Here is a 19,445-nt window from a genome sequence, read left to right as displayed (position 1 = left end):
GAGATGGCGCTGGACACGGACGTTCCGGTCGAGGCCGAGCAGAAGTCCGCCGCCGCACCGGCGGCCGAGAAGAAGCGGTGGTTGCTGCATCCGGGCACGATCGCCGTGCTCACCTGGTTGGTGGCCACCCCGGTCGCGGCCATCATGCCGAGGCTCTTCAAGCACAACCCGTTCTCCGTCATCGGGTACGCGTTGCCGCTGACCGCCGCGGTCCTGCTGTGCGCCGGCGTGTTCCTGGTGACCCGGCGCTGGTCCGGTGAGCTGGTCGCGGGCGCTGCCGCGGGGCTCGCGGCGGCCTGGGTCGTGCTGATGCTGCGTACGGCGCTCTACGGCTCGCCGTACGGCTTCGGTGGGGTCGTCGGCGACATGATGCGCATGTCGGCGTCGGCGACCCACTACACCACCACGATCAAGCCGTCCGACTCCATTCCCGGCCTGGTCTCCGAGTACCCCCGCTGTACGCGATGCTGATCGGCCGGGCCGCGGTGGTCCTCGACATCCCGGCGTGGCAGTTGCTGGGCGACGCCGAGGTGATCACCACGTCGCTGGCGGTGCTGGTCGGCTTCCTGCTGTGGCGGCGGCACGTGGGGTCGTGGGTGGCCCTGGCGATCTCCTCCCTGGCGCTGGTGACCTGGGCCGACCCGCGCAAGGCGTTCGAGGTCGTCACGCTGGCGGTCTTCGTGCCGTGGGCGCTGGAGACGTTCGGCAAGCCGCCCCGGGCGCGGATGCACTGGCTGCTCTCGGGCCTGCTGGCCGGCCTCATGGTGCTCGTCTACCAGGCGTGGATCATCTACGCGGTCTTCGGGATCGTGGCGCTGATGGTGGTCACCTTCCGGGCCGAGACCGACCGCAAGGCGTACGTCCGGCGGCTGGCCCTGGTCGTGGCCGTCGCGTTCGTCGTGTCCTGCTGGTACGTGGTCCCGTACGTCTGGGCCATGCTCACCCAGAACGGCGAGCTGGTCTCCGACCTGTACGTCTCGCCCGGGATCAACAGCGGCCTGTTCCCGTTCCTGGAGTTCACCCCGATCGGGATGCTCCAGTTGGTGGGCCTGGTCGGCCTCGTGTGGTTCTACCGCTCGGTGTGGTGGGCCCGGCCGCTGCTCTTCCTGCTCGTCGGCGTGTACGCCTACCGCCTCATCGCGCAGGTGCGCTTCATCCTCAGCGAGCACACCTTCTTCCTGCACTACACGGCCCGGCTCTACACGGTGCTGCTCACCACCGCCGGGGTGCTGGTGCTCACCCACGTGGCCCCGATCGTGCTGCGTCGGGTCCGCCTGGTGCCGCCGCGGGTGGGCGCGGCGGCGGTCCTCGCGGTCGCGCTGGCCTGGGCCGGCGCCGAGTACACCCAGGCGTGGATGCCCAAGGCCAACGCCGCGGTGTTCACCGGCCCCAACTACGCGGCCCTCGCGCACCTGGAGCCGCTGCCAGGCGGCGGCTACCCGAGGTTCGCGCCGAAGGGCGACGAGCGCCGGGCCTGGTTCCCGGTCACCCAGATCGAGAAGGCGGTCGACGCGGTCAAGGGGCCCGACGCCCGGCCGGTCACGCTGACCGCCGACGAGCGGCTCTTCTCGTTCCTGCCGTGGCGGATGTACGTGGCCATTCCGGTCGAGGGGGCCGGCTCGCTGTCCCGGTGGACCGAGCGGCGCGCCGAGGTGACCCGGCTGGCCCAGACCGCCGATCCGGACGCGTTCGCCGCCGCGTCGGCGGACACGAAGTTCGGCCCGATCGACGTCTTCGTGCTGCGTAAGCAGCCGGACGGCTGGCAGTGGGACGACGTGCGCTTCCAGCCCGCCCAGTTCAGCGCGGCGCACTGGACGGTGGTCGACGTCCCGCAGGACTACGTGGTGGTGATCAGAAAGTAGCCGCGTACCGGTCCTCGTTCGGCATCATGATCCACAGCGCCAGGTAGATCACGAACTGCGGGCCCGGCAGCAGGCAGGACACCAGGAAGATCAGGCGCATGGCGTTCGCGGAAATGCCGAAACGCCGGCCCAGGCCGGCGCACACGCCGGCGATCATGCGGTTGTCACGGGGTCGAACGAGTCGCTGCGTCATGCCTTCAACGGTATGAATGGGACAGCCCTCTGCCGTCGGGGCTTTCCCGGAAGGGGTGCCCATGGCTGCTAACCTGTCCGGCGTCAATCTGGGTTGGGCGGGCGTTCACTGATGTTGGGTGTGATATTCACGGCCGGGTCGTCACTGGCCGGCCCTCTCGCCGACCAGCTCGAAGCGGCCGGCGCGCACGACGTGGTCACGGTCGGCCACCTGGGCGAGCTGGCCGACGTCGCCGACGCGGCGGATGAGCCGCTGCTGCTGTGCACCGACGAACTGGTCGCGCACACGGCCGTACTCCGGCATCTGGCCACGAGCCCGGCGGGGCCGACGGTGGCCCTCGTGCTGGCGCGGTCCGAGTCTCTCGCTGACCTGGTGCGCGAGGAGCGCGGCCGTCTCGTCCAGGGAGAGGCCAATGCCGCCTTTGGCGGCGCGCTGCGGGTCGGCGTGCGCGATCTGCCCGCGCTGGCGTCCGCCGCGCGCGCGGCCGTCGGCGCCGGCATCGACGCGCTGCCGGCGCCCCTGCAGCGTTCCGGCGTGACGATCTTTAGCCATCGGGTACGACTGCTCGTGGCCGCCCGGGTCCGCGATAGGGAGAGTCGAGCGGCTGCCGAGGCGGCGATCGCCGCGGTCGACTCCGACGAGGCCGAGCTGCGGTTGGCGGTCAAGGAGAAGGACGACTTCTTCGCGACGTACTTCGTCAGCACCTGGTCGCCGTGGCTGACCCGGTGGGCGGCCCGGCTGGGGCTCACCCCGAGCGGGGTCACCGCCATTTCGGTCGCGATCACGGGCGGGGCGGCGCTGCTCTTCTGGCTCGGCGGGCGCCCCGCGCTCGTGCTCGGCGCCGTCCTGCTCTACCTCGGCTTCGTGCTGGACTGCGTCGACGGGCAGCTGGCCCGGTACACGCGCCACTTCAGCGCGTTCGGCGGCTGGCTGGACACGATGGCCGACCGCACCAAGGAGTACGTCGTCTACGCCGGCCTCGCGGCTGGCGCGGCCCGCGCCGACCTGGCCGACGGGTGGGCGCTCGGCATCGCCGCGCTGACCCTGCAGACGGTCCGGCACATGACCGACACCTGGTACGGCGCGCTGCACGACGAGGCGGCGACCCGGTCCACCGCGGCGAGCGGCCGGCTCGGCGCGATGTCCAACCGGGTGCAGGCGGACCAGGGCTCGGTGGCGTACTGGCTCAAGCGGACGGTCGTCTTTCCGATCGGTGAGCGGTGGGCACTCATAGCCCTGACCGTGGCGCTCTTCAACCAGCGGATCGCGCTGGTGGCGGTGCTGGTATGGGCGGTGCTCGCGGCCGCGTACACGCTGCTCCTGCGCACTTTGCGGGCGCGCGGCATGCGCGTACCCGTGCTGGCGACCGTCGACGCCACGCTGTACCGCGACGACGGCCTGCCGGCCCACCTCCTCGGGCGCTGGGCGGTGCCGCCGCTGCTGGCGGCGATCGTGGGCCTGGCCGGCGCTGCCGCGGCGCTCTGGATGGCCGTGGCCGGCGTGACCGGGTACGCCGTGCTGGCCTGCGTGGTCGTGGTGCTCGTCGCCGCGCTTGGCGCGGGGGCGGCGCACGATGGCGCGCTGGACTGGCTGGTGCCGGCGGCGTTGCGCGCCGTCGAGTTCCTCTTCGTGATCGCCGTGGGCGTCGCCTACGACGTGCCGCCGCCCGTCATCTTCGCGCTGCTGCTCGCGCTTGCGCTGCGTCACTACGATGTCACTGCCCGGCTGGAGAAGCGGGTCGGCGGGCCACCCCTGCACCGGCTCGGTCTCGGCTGGGACGGGCGGGCGCTGGTGCTCGCCGCGGGCGCGCTCGCCGGGGCCGCGACGGTCGCCTTCGCGATGCTCGCCGGCTACCTGCTCGCCGTGCTGATCGCGGATTCGCTGGCGACCTGGACGGTTCGTGGGTGGGGCCGTGAGCAGCCCGATAGGCTGGTGTTCAACTCTTCGTCACGTGGTGGGAGGACGTAGTTCATGACCTTGCTAAGCCTTGTCGTGCCTGCGTATCGGGTGCAGGGCTATCTGCGCGAGTGCATGGACTCGATCCTGAACCAGTCGTTCACCGACATCGAGGTCATCGCCGTCGACGACGCCTCGCCGGACAGCTGCGGGGAGATCTTCGCCGAGTACGCCGCCCGCGACTCGCGCGTCCAGGTCATCGCGCTGGAGCAGAACGTCGGCCTGGGTGAGGCCCGCAACGTCGGGCTCGACCGGGCGACCGGCGAGTACGTCTGGTTTATCGACAGCGACGACTGGATCGAGCCGGACTGCCTGGCCAAGGTGGCCGCCCGGCTGCGCCAGACCAGTCCCGACATGCTGATCGTCGACCACGTCCGGTCGTACTGGAATCTCGGCGTGACGACCAGCTCGATGGCCGAGGTCTTCCCGACGCCGCCGGGCGAAGAGGTCTTCACCGTCCGCGAGCGGCCCGAGGTGTTGCGCCTGCTGCACACCGCGTGGAACAGGATCGTCCGCCGGGAGTTCATGGTCGAGCTGGGACTGCGGTTCGGCCTCGGCTGGTACGAGGACGTGTCCTTCACGTACCCGGCGCTGCTCAAGGCGCAGCGGATCACCGTGCTGGACCGGGTGTGCGTCCACTACCGGCAGCGCCGCACCGGTGCGATCACCCGTACGCCCGGCGAGCGGCACTTCGACGTCTTCCCGCACTGGCACCGGGTCTTCGAGCTGATCGACGCGTGGGGCGCGGAGGTCGACGACCTGCGGCCGCTGCTCTTCGAGCGGATGATCTGGCACTACCTCACCGTGCTGGGCAACGGCGACCGCATCTCGAAGGAGCTGCGGCACCGGTTCTTCGACCAGATGGTCGAGGACTACGCCAAGTGGTGCCCGCCCGGCGGCTACGCGGTGCCCGACGGGCCCGAAGGGGTCAAGCAGCGACTGGTCGGCCAGGGCAAGTGGGGCACGTTCTCGCTGCTCCGCGCGGTGGCCAAGACCCGCAGCCGGACCAACGCGTGGGTGCGCAGGAGCAAGCAGTCGGCCAAGCGCGCCGCGCGTAAGGGGCTCCGGCTGGCCCGCGAGGCGGTGCTCCGGGCGTACTACCGGGTGCAGCTGCGGCTGCCCATGGACCGGTCGCTGGCGCTGTACGCGGCGTACTGGTACCGCGGGTACTCGTGCAACCCGGCCGCCATCTACGAGAAGGCGCGCGAGCTGGCCCCCGGCGTGCGCGGCGTGTGGGTCGTACGCCGTGACAAGGTCGCCTCGATGCCGCGCGGTGTGGACTACGTGATCGCGGGGACCCGGCGCTACTACCGGGCGCTGGCCCGCGCCCGCTGGCTCATCAACAACGTGAACTACCCCGACCACGCGATCAAGCGACCCGGGTCGGTGCACGTGCAGACCCACCACGGCACGCCGGTCAAGGTGATGGGGCTGGACCAGCAGCGGCACCCGATCGGGGCGGCCCAGATGGACTTCGCGCAGCTGCTGCGCCGGGTCGACCGGTGGGACTACAGCATCACGTCCAACACCTTCTCCACCCAGATGTGGGAGCGGGCGTACCCGTCCTCGTACGAGGCCCTGGAGACCGGCTACCCGCGCAACGACCGCCTGGCGAACGCCACGCCGGAGGACGTCGCCGCCGCCCGGAACCGGGTCGGCGTGGCCCCGGGCGAGCGGGTGGTGCTCTACCTGCCGACCCACCGCGAGCACCTGCCCGGATACCGCCCACCGTTCGACTACGACGAGTTCGCCGGCCAGCTGGGCGAGGGCTCCCGGTTGCTGGTGCGCAGCCACTACTTCCACGACCGGGACAAGGCCGGCTTCGTGGACGGCGCCGCCGACACGGTGGTCGACGTGTCCGGGTACCCCTCGGTCGAGGACCTCTACCTGGCCGCGGACGTCATGGTCACGGACTACTCGTCGGCGATGTTCGACTTTGCCGTGCTGGACCGGCCGATCGTCATCTACGCGCCCGACTGGACGACGTACCAGGTGACCCGCGGCGTCTACTTCGACGTCACCGCCGAGCCGCCGGGCGCGGTCGCGCTGACGTTCCCGGATCTGCTGGACGTCTTCCGGTCCGGCGCGGCCGACGACGACGCCGCGGCGAAGGCGCGGGCCAACTTCCGCCGCCGTTTCTGCCAGTTGGACGACGGCCGGGCGGCCGAGCGCGTCGTCCGGCGGGTTTTCACCGCCTAGGGCGCCCTAGCGTAAGTTCGGCCTGAACTGGGCAGTAATCACTCTGTCACACCCTGAACATGGCACGTTTACCCGATGGGCTGAAGCCGTAACGATCGTCACAGTTACCTATTCGGGGCCGGCAACGATGCGGGGAGGTGACGGTGACTACCGTCGCGCTCAAAGACGTCACAAAGGTGTTCCCGGATGGCACAGTAGCGGTCGACAACGTCAGCCTTGACGTCAACGACGGCGAGTTCATGGTGCTCCTCGGCCCGTCGGGATGCGGCAAGTCGACCGTTTTGCGTATGGTTGCGGGGCTTGAAGACCCGACGACCGGTGCAATATTACTCGACGGTGAACTTGCAAACGATCTTCCGCCACGCGACCGGCGAATCGCGATGGTATTTCAGGATTTTGCGCTTTATCCGCATATGACGGTAGGCGACAATATTGGCTTTCCGCTCCGCCTCTCCGGCGTTGAGCAGGGCCCGCGCGGCGAGCGGGTAGCGGACGTCGCGAGCGCCCTGGGCATCGGCGACGTCCTGGCCCGCAAGCCCAGCCAGCTCTCCGGCGGTCAGCGCCAGCGGGTGGCGATGGGCCGCGCCATCGTGCGCCGCCCCGGCCTGTTCCTCATGGACGAGCCACTGTCCAACCTCGACAGCGGGCTGCGCGCGGAGCTCCGGGCGGAGATCTCCGGGCTGGTCCGCGAGCTGGGCGTCAGTACCATCTACGTGACGCACGACCAGGCCGAGGCGCTGACCATGGCCGACCGGGTCGCCATCATGCGCAAGGGTGTCCTGCAGGACGTCGGCACCCCCACCCAGGTGTACGGCCGGCCCGCGACCCTCTACGTGGCCGCGTTCCTCGGCAGCCCGCGGATGAACCTGCTGGAGGCGTCCGTCTACGTCCACCTCGACCGGTACGTCGCGCTCAACCTCGGCGAGCAGGCGCTCTACCTGCCCTGGGACGACATCCGCGCGCGGGCCGTCGCGCACTACCACGGCGAGCGCATCGTCATCGGCATGCGCGCCGAGGCGCTGACCCCCGTCGCGCCGGGGACGCCGGGCGACGTACTGCAAGGGCGGATCCGCTACCTCGAACACCACGGGCACGAGTCGCTCGCCTTCCTCGACATCGGCGCCACCGCGATCATGGTCGACGACCTGGGCGGCCCGGTAACCGAGACGGCCAACGGCTCCGGCCGGTTCCGCCGCTTCGGGCACGTGATGCAGCGCCTCACCGGGCGCGGCTCCACCGACGCGCCACGACCCGTCGAGAGCGGCGGTGCGCGTACGAGCGTGCTCAGCGACCCCGGCCGCCACCACCGCCGGCCGGCCGAACTCGCGGTGCGGCTGGCGCCGTACCCCGCGGTCTCCGCCGGTCACCCGTTGGCCATTTCGGTCCGTATGGACGCGTTGCACTTCTTTGATGAACGTGGCGACCGCATCGATGTGGGGTGGCGGTGAGCGAGCCGCTGTCCTACCGTGCTCCTGTGTCAGCCAACGGATCGGGACTTCTCGTTATCGAGCGCATCCTGCGCGATCGGCAGAGCATCTGGCAGCAGATCGTCGCCGAGCGCGACCTGGGCCAGCTCACCGGCAACATGCTTGCCAGCTCCGCCCTCGCGCTTGCCGTGTACGGAGCCGTGCTCGGCTCGTTCCACAGTGTACTGATGGCGCTGACGTCGGCGGTCAAGCTGCCGCTGCTCTTCCTCGTCACGCTCGCCATCTGCCTCCCGACGCTGTACCTCTTCAACCTGGTCTTCGGCGCCCGGCTGTCGGTCCGGCAGGCGCTGGCCATGGTCATGGTCGCCGTCACGGTCACCGCCATGCTCGCGCTGGCCTTCGCGCCGATCAGCCTCTTCTTCCTGATCACCGCGAACGACTACGGCTTCTTCAAGCTGCTCAACGTCGCGATCCTGTCGCTGTCCGCCCTGGTCGGGCTGCGCTTCCTGACCGGCGGCATGCAGGTGCTCAACCAGCACGGCCTGCTCGCGCCGGCCCCTCCCGCTGCCGTCCCCGCCGTTTCGCCCGCCACTGTTCCGGTCGCCGTCCCGGACCAGGCCGTGGAGGCCGCCGAGCCGGTCGCGGTGCCCGCGGCGAGCAGCGTCAACGGCGGTCCCGTGTCCACAGTGGTCGCCGCGCCGGCCGTCGCCCTGCCCGCGGCACCCCCGGCGGTGTGGGACCCGTCGTCGCCCGGCCCCACCTGGGCGCGTACGGCCCCGACGCGGCCCGGTCAGCACCCGGCCGGCCAGCGCCCCGCGAGCATGACCCTGCTGTACATCTGGATCCTGCTGTTCGGCTTCGTCGGCACCCAGTTGGCCTGGACGCTGCGACCGTTCTTCGGCAGCCCAGGCCAGGAGTTCGCCCTGTTCCGCAGCATCGAGGGCAACTTCTACGCCGAAATCCTCCGCACCATAGCCCACCTAGGCAGCTAGCCCTCCCTCCCCGCGGCGCCACCCCTCCACCCCACCCCCTCCTCTCGTCCCTGCTCGCGCTCTGCTCGTCGATCAAGGGCATATGGCCGTGGTTTGATCTCTTTTCCACGACCGTTTGCCCTTGATCCGCGTAGAAGTCCTTGATCGGCGGGGCGGTGGGTGAGCGGGGTTGAGCGGTGAGTGGGGCTGAGCGGTGGGCGGGGTTGGAGCCCCAGAAGGGGGCCCCCTGTTGGGCGTCTCGCCGTGAGTAGGGCGCCCCTATGCGCGCCCTGGCAGGTATAGGGGTGCCCTACTCAGGTCCGGGCGCCAGGAGGGGTCCCCTGTTGGGGCCTCGGTGCCCCTCGGCGGTGGCGCGGATCGACTCCGCTATGACCGTGGCGAGGAGTTGCCCCTGGCGGGGCAGCTTCTCACCACGATCGCCAGATTTTGACCTACCTCGCTCCCCGCGCCGGGCGCTCCCCGCGCCGCGCTCGTGCCGCGCCGTTCGGGGCGCCGATCAAGGACTTTCGCGTCGATCAAGGGCAAACGGTCGTGGAAAAGAGATCGAACCACGACCATATGCCCTTGATCGACGGCGAGGGCCTTGATCGACGCGGGGGCGCGGGGCGGGCGGGGAGGGCGGGAAGAGGGCGGAGGGGAGAGCGGGGGTTAGGGGTGAGGTGGGATAGGAGGGATTGGCGGATTTGGGGGCGGGAGCCGAAGACCAGCAGGAACGTCGCTTCGCGCAGGAGGCGTTGGGCGTGGTGGTCGCGGAGGACTGAGCGCGCTCCGCTGCTCACCACCAGCGTGGTAGCGGCTCGCATGGCCAACTCCGACGCGGCCGCGCGTGCCGCTGGTAGGTCGGGGGTGGGGCGGTGTCCAAGGCGGCTCGGCAGGCGTCCAGTTCGGTGTCCAGGGGGGTCGGGCCGAGTAGGCGCAGGCATCGGGCGGCCACGCCGAGGGCGAAGGAGCCGTTCATCCGCAGCCCGGCCGCGTCCCGGGCGGGCCACTCGGCGTACGGCAGGGTGGCGGTGACCCGTTCGGCGGGGACGAACAGGCCGTCGAAATGCACCTCGACGGTGGCACTGGCGTTCACCGCGACCAGGTCGAGCGGGCTTACCCGTAGGGCCGGTCCGGGCACGGCGTCCACCAGGGCCCACAGTGCCGTCTCGGCCCCGTCGACCGTGCGCGCGGCGGTGTGCAGGACGTCGATCATGCCCCAGCCGGTGACCCAGGGGGACTCGCCGTCGAGCCGGTAGCCGCCCGGCACCGGGGTCGCCCGTACCGACGGCGGGCCGGGCCGTAGGGCACCGAGCGCCACCCCGGCTCTGCGCTCGCCCCGGCACAGCGGGTCGAGCCAATCGGTCCGGCCGGCCTCCGCCACCGCCCGCACGGCGCCGTGGTGCTGCATCCACACGAACGTCGTGGCGAGGCAGCCGCCGGCCAGTGCCTCCACGACCAGCGGCGACACGCCGGCCACGGCCAGGCCGTAGAAGCCTTCGCGGGCGAGCAGGTCGAGGTGGCTGGCCGGGAGCACACCGTCGCGGTCGACCTCGAGCGCCGCCGGAAACAGCACCTCGTCGGCGATCTGCCGGGCCTTGTCGATCACGTCGGTCACGCCCGCCACCGTACTGGGGACCCTGATCTGACCCTGAGAAAGTGGACGGCCGTGCTAATAGGTAGAGATGCTACATGTATGCGGAGAACTTATTGGGCGCTACCGGTGTTGCTCCTCGCGGGCTGCGGCCTGGCGCAGACGAACACCGTGGGCGAGGTCGAATTCGCCCATCGGCTGCGCGTACCACCGCTCGCCGGGTCGCATCTCGACGATCAAGGGCGGCGGGTCTTCGACCTGCGCGCGCAGGCCGGCAGCACGGACTTCGGTACGGGTGGCAAGACGAGTACCTGGGGGTTCAACGGGAGCTACCTGGGCCCGACGCTGCGGGCCAAGCGCGGCGAGCGCGTCATGGTGAACGTCGTCAACGGGCTGGCTGAGACGACGAGCGTGCACTGGCACGGCATGCACCTGCCCGCTCGGATGGACGGCGGCCCGCACCAGCCGATCCGGCCGAACGCGACCTGGTCGCCGACCTGGACCGTGGATCAGCCGGCCGCGACGCTCTGGTACCACCCGCACCCGCACGGCGAGACGGAGAAGCACGTCTCCCGCGGGCTCGCCGGCATGTTCATCGTCGACGACGACACGAGGGTGAACCTGCCCCGCGAGTACGGCGTGGACGACGTACCCATGATCGTCCAGGACCGGGACGACACCGTGCTCGTCAACGGGACCGCGGGGCCGTACCTGGACGTGCGCACCGAGCGGGTACGGCTGCGGCTGCTCAACGCGTCCAGCGCCCGGGTGTACAACTTCGGGCTGGCCGACGACCGCCCGTTCGCGCTGGTGGGGACCGATGGCGGCCTGCTGCCGACCGCGCACGGCACGAGCCGGATCCGGCTGTCGCCGGGCGAGCGCGCCGAGATCGTTGTTGAAGTGCAACCGGGGAGCGGGTGACCCTGCGGAGCTACCCCGTCGAGCTGGACAACTTCCTGAGCGACCTCTTCAACGGCGGCAACGACACTCTCGACGTACTCGAATTGCGGGCTGCCGCGGACCTCGCGCCGTCGCCCGCCGTGCCGGCGCGGCTCGCGCCGATCGCCCGCCTTGACCCGGCCTCGGCCGCGACCACCAGGGAGTTCACGCTGGCCGGCCGCAAGATCAACGGCCGCGGAATGGACATGGGCCGGATCGACGCGGTGGTCACCCGGGACACCACCGAGATCTGGGAGATCACCAAGCGTGGTGACGGCACGGCGCACTCGTTTCACGTCCACGACGTGCAGTTTCAGGTGCTGTCGGTCGACGGTGAGCGGCCCCCGGCCGAGCTCGGCGGCTGGAAGGACACGATCCTCCTGGAGCCCGACCGCACGGTGCGGATCGTCGCCAGGTTCGCCGACTACGCCGACCCGGACGTCCCCTACATGTTCCACTGCCACCTGAACAAGCACGAGGACCAGGGGATGATGGGCCAGTTCGTGGTGGTCGAGCCAGGTCAGGAGCCCGGCCGTCCGGATACGCACAGTCACCGAAATGGCCACGGGTGAGCCGGCGGTTTTAACCTGCCGGAAACGGTTACTCTGTCCAAGTGCTGGGCCTTCCCGACGGCGTGACCGCCTTTCTTTTCGACCTCGACGGCGTGTTGACGCAGACCGCCAAGGTGCATAACGCAGCGTGGAAGGAGACTTTCGACGCGTTTCTGCGCGATCACGCTGCGCGCACCGGTGAGCCCTTCCGGCCGTTCGACCCGGGAGCGGACTACAACCAGTTCGTCGACGGTCGTCCGCGCGCCGACGGAGTGCGAACCTTTCTCGCCTCCCGGGGGATAACGCTGCCCGAGGGCTCGCCCGACGACCCGCCGGAGGCGGAGACCGTCAACGGCGTCGGCAACCGGAAAAACGTCCTGCTGCTGCGCCACATCCGGGAAGTGGGCGTTGACGTGTACCCGGGCTCGGTGGCCTATCTGCGCGCGGTCCGGGAGGCCGGATTCCCTCGCGCTGTGGTCTCCGCAAGCGCCAATTGCCGCGATATCCTGACCGTTACGGGCCTCATTGAGGAGGTCGAAGTGGTCGTCGACGGCATCGTGGCCCGACGCGACGGTCTGCGCGGCAAGCCGCACCCCGATACCTTCCTTGACGCCGCTAAGCTGCTCGGCGTCGCGCCGTCGGCAGCGGCCGTTTTCGAAGACGCCCTCGCCGGTGTGGAGGCCGGGCGCGCTGGCGATTTCGGCTTTGTCGTCGGGGTCGACCGGGTCGGGCAGACCGACGACCTTTATAAGCACGGCGCCGATGTCGTCGTGCGCGACCTCAGTGAGTTGCTGGAGAATCCATGATCCGTGAGCGGGCTTACCCGGTCGAGCCGTGGCACGTCCGGGAGACTCGGCTCGACCTCGATGTGCTGGCTCAGTCTGAGTCGGTGTTCGCGCTGTCCAATGGCCACATTGGACTGCGTGGAAACCTTGACGAGGGCGAACCACACGGGTTGCCGGGCACCTATTTGAACTCGTTTTACGAGTTGCGGCCGCTGCCGTACGCCGAGGCCGGTTACGGCTTTCCGGAGTCCGGGCAGACGGTGGTCAACGTCACCAACGGCAAGCTCATGCGGCTGCTGGTCGACGACGAGCCATTCGACGTCCGGTACGGCGAGGTGCGCACTCACCAGCGCGTCCTCGACCTGCAGGCGGGCACGCTCGACCGCACGGTGGAGTGGGTGTCGCCGGCCGGCCGGGCGGTGCGCGTACGCAGCACCCGGCTGGTCTCCTTCACCCAGCGCGCGATCGCCGCGATCTGCTACGAGGTGGAGGTGGCCGACGACCGGCCGCTGCGCCTGATCGTGCAGTCCGAGCTGGTCGCCAACGAGGAGTTGCCGGCCACCCGCAAGGATCCGCGCGTCGCCGCCGTACTCAAGGCTCCGCTGAAGCCGGAGGAGCACCTGGCCACCGCGGCCGGCGGGATGCTCATCCACCGCACCAAGAAGAGCAACCTGCGGATGGCCGCCGCGATGGAGCACGAGATCAGCGGGCCCGAGCGCACGTCGGTCAACACCGAGGCATACCCGGACTTCGCGCGTACCACGGTGGCGTGCGTGTTGAAGCCCGGCGAGAAGCTGCGGGTCGTCAAGCTGCTGGCGTACGGCTGGTCCAGCCGGCGCTCGTTCCCGGCGCTGCGGGACCAGGTGGGCGCGGCGATCGCGTCGGCCCGGTTCTCCGGCTGGGACGGCCTGCTGTCCGAGCAGCGCAAGTACCTCGACGCCTTCTGGGACGCCGCCGACGTGCGGCTGGATGGCGACCCCGAGGTGCAGCAGGCCGCGCGCTTCGCGCTCTTCCACCTCCTGCAGGCCGGCGCCCGCGCGGAGATGCGGCCCATCGCAGCCAAGGGCCTCACCGGACCCGGGTACGACGGCCACGTGTTCTGGGACACCGAGACGTTCGTGCTGCCGGTGTTGACGTACACCCAGCCGGAGGCGGTCACGCACGGCCTGCGGTGGCGGCACGCCACGCTCGACCTGGCCCGGGAGCGGGCGCAGACGCTGGGCCTCAAGGGCGCGGCGTTCCCCTGGCGTACGGTCCGCGGGCAGGAGTGTTCGGGGTACTGGCCGGCGGGCACGGCGGCGTTCCACATCGGCGCGGACATCGCGGACGCGGTGATGCGGTACGTGGTGGCCACCGGCGACTACGACTTCGAGCGCGAGGTCGGCCTGGAACTGCTGGTGGACACCGCCCGGCTGTGGCGCTCGCTGGGCCACCACGACCGGCACGGGGTGTTCCACATCGACGGGGTCACCGGGCCGGACGAGTACACCGCGGTTGTTAACGACAACATCTACACCAACCTGATGGCGCAGAAGAACATGATCGGCGCCGCCGAGGCGTCGCTGCGCCACCCCGAGCAGGCCCGCCGGCTCGGCGTCGACGAGGAAGAGGCCGCGTCGTGGCGTGACGCCGCCGCGGCCATGCACGTCCCGTACGACGAGGAGTTGGGCGTCCACCAGCAGTGTGAGGAGTTCACCCGGCTCCAGGAGTGGGACTTCGCGGCCACCCCGCCGGGCAAGTACCCGCTGCTGCTGAACTACCCGTACTTCGACCTGTACCGCAAGCAGGTCCTCAAGCAGGCCGACCTGGTGCTGGCGATGCATTGGCGGGGTGACGCGTTCACGCCCGAGCAGAAGGCGCGCAACTTCGCCTACTACGAGCAGCGCACCGTGCGCGACTCGTCGCTGTCGACGTGCACCCAGGCGGTCATGGCGGCCGAGGTGGGCCACCTCGAGTTGGCCCACGACTATCTGGGCGAGGCCGCCCTGATGGACCTGCACGACATCCACAACAACACCCGCGAGGGCCTGCACATCGCCGCGCTCGCCGGCGCCTGGCTCGCCATCGTGGCCGGTCTCGGCGGCATGCGCGACCACGGCGGCGAGCTGTCGTTCGCGCCGCGGCTGCCGAGCCGGATCAACCGCATGGAGTTCTCCATGCTGTGGCGCGGGCTGCGGCTGCGGGTCGACGTGACCCAGCACGAGGTGACCTACTCGCTGCGCAACGGTCACGACGGGGCCAAGCTCGACCTCGTACACCATGGGGAGCATGTGACCGTGACCAGCGACGCGCCGCTCAGCCGGCCGATCCCGGCGCTGCCGCCGGTCGGTCCGCCGCCGCGGCAGCCCTTCGGGCGGGCCCCGGCCCGCCGGATGCCCGACGCCTGACGGCACGCAAGGCCACGGGGCCTGCCAGCGCACCGCGCTGGCAGGCCCTTACAGCATCGAGATGTGTACGTGGTTGGTGTGGTCGCTGGACGGGTCGCCGTTCGCGCCGCCGTACGACTTCCACCCCGTCGCCGGTGACCAGAACTGCCGGTACCAGATCACGTACATGACGCCCAGCCGGTCGGCGTTGCGCACGAAGAACGCGGCCAGGTTGTTGCCGTAGAACTTGTCGTCCCCGGTCGCGTCGCCGCCGAAGTTGCTCTTCTGGGCCGACCAGTCGCAGGCCCGGCCCTTCGGGTGCTCAAACGGCCCGCCCGACCGGAAGCAGCTCACGAACCGCTTGGCGCCCTTGTCGTTCGGATGGATCTGGGCGATGAGGCGCTGCGTCTCCTTGAGCATGTGCAGCGTCCGGGGCGTGATGCAGCGCCCGGTGGTCGGGTCGTCCTCCGAGCAACTCTGCGCGGAGAACCCGCCGTCGTTGTTGCGCGGCGCCTGCTTCGCCAGCGGCGAGTTCGCGTTGACGAAGCCGCCGGTCGCCTTGCCGCCGACCAGCTTCAGCGCCTTCTCCGCCTCGGACTTCTGCTTGGCCATGATGGTGAGCTGCTTCTGCTCGTCCTTGACCTCGGCGTCGATCGCCGCCTTGGCCCGCGATGCCTGGTCGAGGGCCGCCTTGAGCTTGGCCAGCCGCGCGTTGTCGCGGGCGGCCAGCATGTCCAGCGCCGCGGCCCGCTGCAGGAACTCGTCGGGCGAGGCGCTGTTGAGCAGCAGGGTCATCGGCCCGATCCGGCCATTCCGGTACGCCGAGCCGGCCAGCAGCGCGACCTCGGGCTCCATCGCCTTGATCTGCTCTTCCGCCTTGCGGAGCTCAAGGGAGAGCTGCAACTGCCGGTTGCGCGACTTGGTGACGGCATTGCGGGCTTCGACGTACCCGCGGCTGGTGGACTCCAGCACGTCCCGCAGGAGCGGTGTGCCCCCTCGTCGCCCGGGTTCGGCGTGGGCGCTAACGCCACCGGCGACGCTGCCGCCGCTCCACCACTTGGCCCGATCGCCACTCCGGACAACGCGGCCGCCGCGGCGACCAGGGCAACAGCCAGCGACAAGCGCCGGCGACGTACGGATGCCGTCATACACGTTCCTCCCGTCGGCCGCCTACCGAGTTAGCTGACGGGTTCGGGACGGGAACGATCCCTACCGCGGTTGCGGATTCACCCCACTTACGGTGGTTCCCCGGCTCGCTCAGCGTGAGCAATTAGGCGGCGGTCACCGCCGGCACCGTGGGGCGCCGCCGGGCGGAGACCGCCGGAAAGCTTACCGGATCGAGAGTGGACTTCGATATTGCTCTGACCAGGCAAAAGGTGTTACTGGGCAACGACGTTCGGTAATTGTTCAGTCAACGACCCGCGGTTCGCTCGGGCTTGTTTCGTTCCACAACCGGTCCAGGGCGGTCACGCAATAGGTGTACGACCGGTCCTCGGTTGCGCCGGTGTCCGCCCAGCTCGTGTCGCGTGTCGTGGCCACGAGATTGGCCGCGTCGCCGTCGACCCGGTACACCGCATAGCTGGTCCCCGTCTTTGACCAGCGGAGCTTCACCCCGCCGTCGTCGTACTCCGCCTCCTGGATCTTCGGTGTGTCGGGCAGATCACCGCGGAGGTGTGACATGGGCGGCACCAGGGCGGGCGCGGCGTAGTGCGCCTTCGCGTACCGGGTGACCGCGCCCAGCCGGTCGGCGCGTACCTGCTTGGCGCTGAAATGAACGGTGCCGCTGACCGGATGCTTGCTGTTGAGCGTGAGCTGCTGGTCCAGCTGGGCCGGGTTGCGCCAGGCCCCCGACTGGCCGATGCGGTAGTCCGCCATGCCGATGTAGAGCTGCACCCCGCTGCCCTTGATCACCTCGGACCACCAGGGCAGCAGCTTCGCGTAGTCGGCGATGGCGAAGCCGATGTGCCAGTAGAGCTGCGGCACGATGTAGTCGACCCAGCGTTCCTTCACCCAGAGCCGGGTGTCCGCGTAGATCGCGTCATAGCTCTGCAGCCCGCGGGTCTGCGAGCCGAGCGGGTCGTTGGCGGCGTTCCGCCAGATGCCGAACGGGCTGATGCCGAACTTCATCCACGGCTTGGCTTCCTTGACCCGCTGGTTGGTCTCCTGGACGAACAGGTTGACGTTCTGCCGGCGCCAGTCCGCCTTGGACAGGCCGTTGCCGTACTGCTGGAAAGCCTTCGCGTCGGAGAAATCTTCCTTTTTGACCGGGTACGGGTAGAAAAAGTCGTCGAAGTGCACGCCGTCGATGTCGTACCGGGTGACCGCGTCGAGGATCGAGTCCTCGACGAACCGCCGCGCCTCGGGGATGCCCGGGTTGTAGTACAGGCGGCTGCCCTTGCCCTTCGCCGGGTACGCCACCGCCCAGTCCGGGTGCGCGCGCAGCGGATGGTCGACCGGCAGCTCGTTGATGACCCCGGTCTGGCCCGCTTTGTACGGGTTGAACCAGGCGTGGAACTCGATGTTGCGGGCGTGCGCCTCGGCGACCATGAACTCCATCGGGTCCCACCCGGGGCTCTGCCCGTCCTTGCGGCCGGTCAGCCAGTACGACCACGGCGCGTACGTCGACTCCCAGAACGCGTCGCCGCTGGGGCGTACGTGGACGAAAACCGCGTTGTGCCCGCGTTGCTGCGCCAGGTCGAGCCAGCCGCGATACTCCTTCTTGACCGTCTCGGCGTCCAGGCCGGGGCGGCTCGGCCAGTCGATGTTGCTGACCGTAGTGAGCCACATGCCGCGCAGCTGGTGGGTCGCCTCCATGGGCCGCCCGGCGCAACTGCCCCGGGCCACCGCCGAGGTGGCCACCTCGTCCGCCGGGTCCGGGCGCGCCTGCCAGCGCGCCACCCCGACCGTGGCGAGGACGACGAAAGCGAGGACCGCCGCGATCGGGCCGCGGGGTGGGGCTGGCGACATCGCCCCAGTGTGCCCATGAGATGCGGTCGATCGGCAACCCTCTACCGGGTGGGAGACGTCTTGGGTGGCGTGCCACTTCTTGTGACGGTGCCTACCGGGGCGGAAAGCGTGGACTTCGACGCGTTCGTCCGGTCCCGCACGCCGGCGTTGCTGCGCTCGGCGTACCTGCTGACCGGAGACCAGCACCTCGCGGAGGACCTGGTGCAGTCGGCGCTCGCCCGTACGCACCGGGCCTGGCGGCGGCTGCGGGACACCGGCAATGCCGAGGCGTACACCCGGCGGACCATGTACCACCTGCAGGTCAACTGGTGGCGCCGGCGGCGCGTACCGGAATCGCTTGCCGACGCGGTGCCCGAGCCGCGGCCGTCCGCGCAGGCATCGTCGGCCGACGGCGTCGCCCTCCGCCTCACCCTGCAGGCCGCGCTGATGCGGCTGACCGCGAAGCAGCGGGCGGTCCTCGTGCTGCGGTTCTTCGAGGACCGCACCGAGGTCGAGACCGCCGAGATGCTGGGCGTCACCCTCGGCACCGTCAAGTCGACGTGCGCCCGCGCGCTGGCCCGCCTGCGGACCCACCTTGGGGAAGGAGCGCTGTGAAGAACTCCCTTTCGACGGCCCTGACCGAGCTCGCCGAGGACGTCCAGCCGGTCGACCTGCACGACCGGGTGCTCGCCACCTCCCGGCGGCTGCGCGCCCGTCGTGCCGTCGCAGGGTCGCTCGCCGTCGTCGCCCTGGCCGCCGGCGCCACGTACGGCGCGGTGCGGGCACTCCCGTCGGAGCGGGCCCTCCCGCCGGCCGAGCCCGTGGTCACCATTCCCGGGACCGTGTACTTCGCCTCGTCGGAGCTGCCGGCGTACACGGTCTACCGGCTCGCACCCGGCGGCGAGCTGGAGGAGTTCGCGAAGTTCCCCTCGGGCGCGCTCGGCGAGACCGTGGCCCTGTCCCCGGACGGGCACCGCGCCGCCTGGGTCACGGTCGACGGCGCCGTCATGGTCGGTCGCACCGACGGCTCGGAGGCGACCAAGGTCGGCACGCAGGAGCTGCAGAGCGACTGCGGCCGGCCGTCCTGGTCACCGGACGGCGGCCGGGTCGCGTTCGTCTCGGGTGGCTGGGAAGACAGCGCGCTGATGGTCGCCGACGCGGACGGCTCTCCGGTCGCGGAAGTGGACCAGACGGGCGGCTGCTTCCCGGTGTGGTCACCGGACGGCCGCCGGCTGGCGTACGTCCAGTTTCCGAACGGGTCGCTCAACTCCCAGCTGCTGACGGTGCAGGCCGACGGGACCGCCCGGCGGGTCGTACCGGTCCAGCTCCGTGACCCCGCGTACGTCCGCTACCCGGTGAGCATCTCGAACGACGGGGCGAAGGTGGTCGCGGCGGTCGGCGAACCGGACGGCTGCAACTGCCCGGAGGGCATCACCCTGTCGTTCGCCGACCGCCTGATCGACGGGTTGAGCGGGGAGGTCAGCCAGCTGACGTGCGAGAACGCGCTGCTCACCCCGGACGGTGGGCTGCTGCTACGGGTGGCGGCAGGTGACGCGTACACCCTGGAGCTCCGCTCCCCGGATGGCGCACTCCTCGCCTCCTGGCAGGAGCCGAAGTGGCCCCATGAGACCCGACTCCTGCGCTACGTGCCCTGAG

The 19,445-nt window shown here is 70.3% G+C and carries 16 protein-coding genes and 1 riboswitch; of the genes, 12 read left to right on the top strand and 4 right to left on the bottom strand.

The features are described 5' to 3' along the window. Window positions 1-3 precede the first annotated feature (3 nt). Both Prum_RS17090 and Prum_RS17085 read left to right on the top strand, forming a co-directional pair. Window positions 4-471 carry a hypothetical protein gene (locus Prum_RS17090; protein WP_173077455.1) on the top strand — a complete coding sequence of 156 codons (468 nt, stop codon included), beginning with the start codon at window positions 4-6 and terminating at the stop codon, window positions 469-471. Further along, window positions 465-1,862 (top strand): arabinofuranosyltransferase, encoded by a 1,398-nt coding sequence (locus Prum_RS17085; protein ID WP_173077454.1) that lies wholly within the window; start codon window positions 465-467, stop codon window positions 1,860-1,862. Before Prum_RS17090 ends, Prum_RS17085 begins: the two co-directional genes overlap by 7 nt. On the opposite strand, the gene Prum_RS17080 is transcribed toward Prum_RS17085, so the two are convergent. Continuing rightward, complete coding sequence (locus Prum_RS17080) at window positions 1,852-2,055, bottom strand: PspC domain-containing protein (protein WP_173077453.1); 204 nt, start codon at window positions 2,053-2,055, stop codon at window positions 1,852-1,854. The genes Prum_RS17085 and Prum_RS17080 overlap by 11 nt on opposite strands. Before the next feature lie 108 nt (window positions 2,056-2,163). On the opposite strand from Prum_RS17080, the gene Prum_RS17075 reads away from it, so the two are divergent. The 4 genes from Prum_RS17075 to Prum_RS17060 all read left to right on the top strand — a co-directional run bounded on the left by Prum_RS17075 (window position 2,164) and on the right by Prum_RS17060 (window position 8,629). Then, entirely contained in the window at window positions 2,164-4,023 is a 1,860-nt protein-coding gene (locus Prum_RS17075; protein ID WP_425571431.1) for a CDP-alcohol phosphatidyltransferase family protein, read from the top strand. A gap of 3 nt (window positions 4,024-4,026) precedes the next feature. Next, window positions 4,027-6,210 (top strand): bifunctional glycosyltransferase/CDP-glycerol:glycerophosphate glycerophosphotransferase, encoded by a 2,184-nt coding sequence (locus Prum_RS17070; protein ID WP_173077451.1) that lies wholly within the window; start codon window positions 4,027-4,029, stop codon window positions 6,208-6,210. Between the two features lie 143 nt (window positions 6,211-6,353). Further along, the gene (locus tag Prum_RS17065) at window positions 6,354-7,658 is read left to right on the top strand and encodes an ABC transporter ATP-binding protein (RefSeq protein WP_173077450.1); all 1,305 of its coding nucleotides are present in this window, start codon (window positions 6,354-6,356) and stop codon (window positions 7,656-7,658) included. A gap of 26 nt (window positions 7,659-7,684) precedes the next feature. Next, window positions 7,685-8,629 carry a hypothetical protein gene (locus Prum_RS17060; protein ID WP_173077449.1) on the top strand — a complete coding sequence of 315 codons (945 nt, stop codon included), beginning with the start codon at window positions 7,685-7,687 and terminating at the stop codon, window positions 8,627-8,629. 775 nt (window positions 8,630-9,404) lie between these two features. Here Prum_RS17060 and Prum_RS17055 read toward each other — a convergent pair. Then, entirely contained in the window at window positions 9,405-10,226 is an 822-nt protein-coding gene (locus Prum_RS17055) for an acyl-CoA dehydrogenase family protein (protein ID WP_246277946.1), read from the bottom strand. Between the two features lie 78 nt (window positions 10,227-10,304). Here Prum_RS17055 and Prum_RS49580 point away from each other — a divergent pair, with 78 nt between their 5' ends. The 4 genes from Prum_RS49580 to Prum_RS17040 are packed head-to-tail and all read left to right on the top strand — an operon-like array spanning window position 10,305 to window position 14,864. Further along, complete coding sequence (locus tag Prum_RS49580; RefSeq protein WP_218577267.1) at window positions 10,305-11,123, top strand: multicopper oxidase family protein; 819 nt, start codon at window positions 10,305-10,307, stop codon at window positions 11,121-11,123. After that, the gene (locus Prum_RS49575; protein ID WP_218577266.1) at window positions 11,120-11,713 is read left to right on the top strand and encodes a multicopper oxidase domain-containing protein; all 594 of its coding nucleotides are present in this window, start codon (window positions 11,120-11,122) and stop codon (window positions 11,711-11,713) included. The genes Prum_RS49580 and Prum_RS49575 overlap by 4 nt, the downstream gene beginning before the upstream one ends. 41 nt (window positions 11,714-11,754) lie before the next feature. Then, window positions 11,755-12,498 (top strand): HAD family hydrolase, encoded by a 744-nt coding sequence (locus Prum_RS17045; protein ID WP_173077448.1) that lies wholly within the window; start codon window positions 11,755-11,757, stop codon window positions 12,496-12,498. Then, the gene (locus Prum_RS17040; RefSeq protein ID WP_173077447.1) at window positions 12,495-14,864 is read left to right on the top strand and encodes a glycoside hydrolase family 65 protein; all 2,370 of its coding nucleotides are present in this window, start codon (window positions 12,495-12,497) and stop codon (window positions 14,862-14,864) included. Before Prum_RS17045 ends, Prum_RS17040 begins: the two co-directional genes overlap by 4 nt. 48 nt (window positions 14,865-14,912) lie before the next feature. Here the strand turns inward: Prum_RS17040 and Prum_RS17035 are convergent, their stop codons facing one another. Further along, window positions 14,913-15,815, bottom strand: a complete 903-nt coding sequence (locus Prum_RS17035) for a coiled-coil domain-containing protein (protein WP_246277945.1) — start codon at window positions 15,813-15,815, stop codon at window positions 14,913-14,915. A gap of 179 nt (window positions 15,816-15,994) precedes the next feature. Then, window positions 15,995-16,130, bottom strand: a riboswitch (cyclic di-AMP (ydaO/yuaA leader). A 120-nt stretch (window positions 16,131-16,250) separates the two neighbouring features. Next, window positions 16,251-17,810, bottom strand: a complete 1,560-nt coding sequence (locus Prum_RS17030; protein ID WP_173077446.1) for a glycoside hydrolase family 10-like protein — start codon at window positions 17,808-17,810, stop codon at window positions 16,251-16,253. A gap of 69 nt (window positions 17,811-17,879) precedes the next feature. Here Prum_RS17030 and Prum_RS17025 point away from each other — a divergent pair, with 69 nt between their 5' ends. Continuing rightward, complete coding sequence (locus Prum_RS17025) at window positions 17,880-18,404, top strand: SigE family RNA polymerase sigma factor (RefSeq protein ID WP_246277944.1); 525 nt, start codon at window positions 17,880-17,882, stop codon at window positions 18,402-18,404. Next, window positions 18,401-19,444 carry a TolB-like translocation protein gene (locus Prum_RS17020; RefSeq protein WP_173077444.1) on the top strand — a complete coding sequence of 348 codons (1,044 nt, stop codon included), beginning with the start codon at window positions 18,401-18,403 and terminating at the stop codon, window positions 19,442-19,444. The genes Prum_RS17025 and Prum_RS17020 overlap by 4 nt, the downstream gene beginning before the upstream one ends. Window position 19,445: the final 1 nt, after the last annotated feature.

Origin of the sequence: Phytohabitans rumicis (genome assembly GCF_011764445.1) — a bacterium.
Taxonomy (GTDB): Bacteria; Actinomycetota; Actinomycetes; order Mycobacteriales; family Micromonosporaceae; genus Phytohabitans; species Phytohabitans rumicis.
Note: the sequence above shows the minus strand (reverse complement) of the source record. Positions and strands in the feature narration are given on the sequence as shown.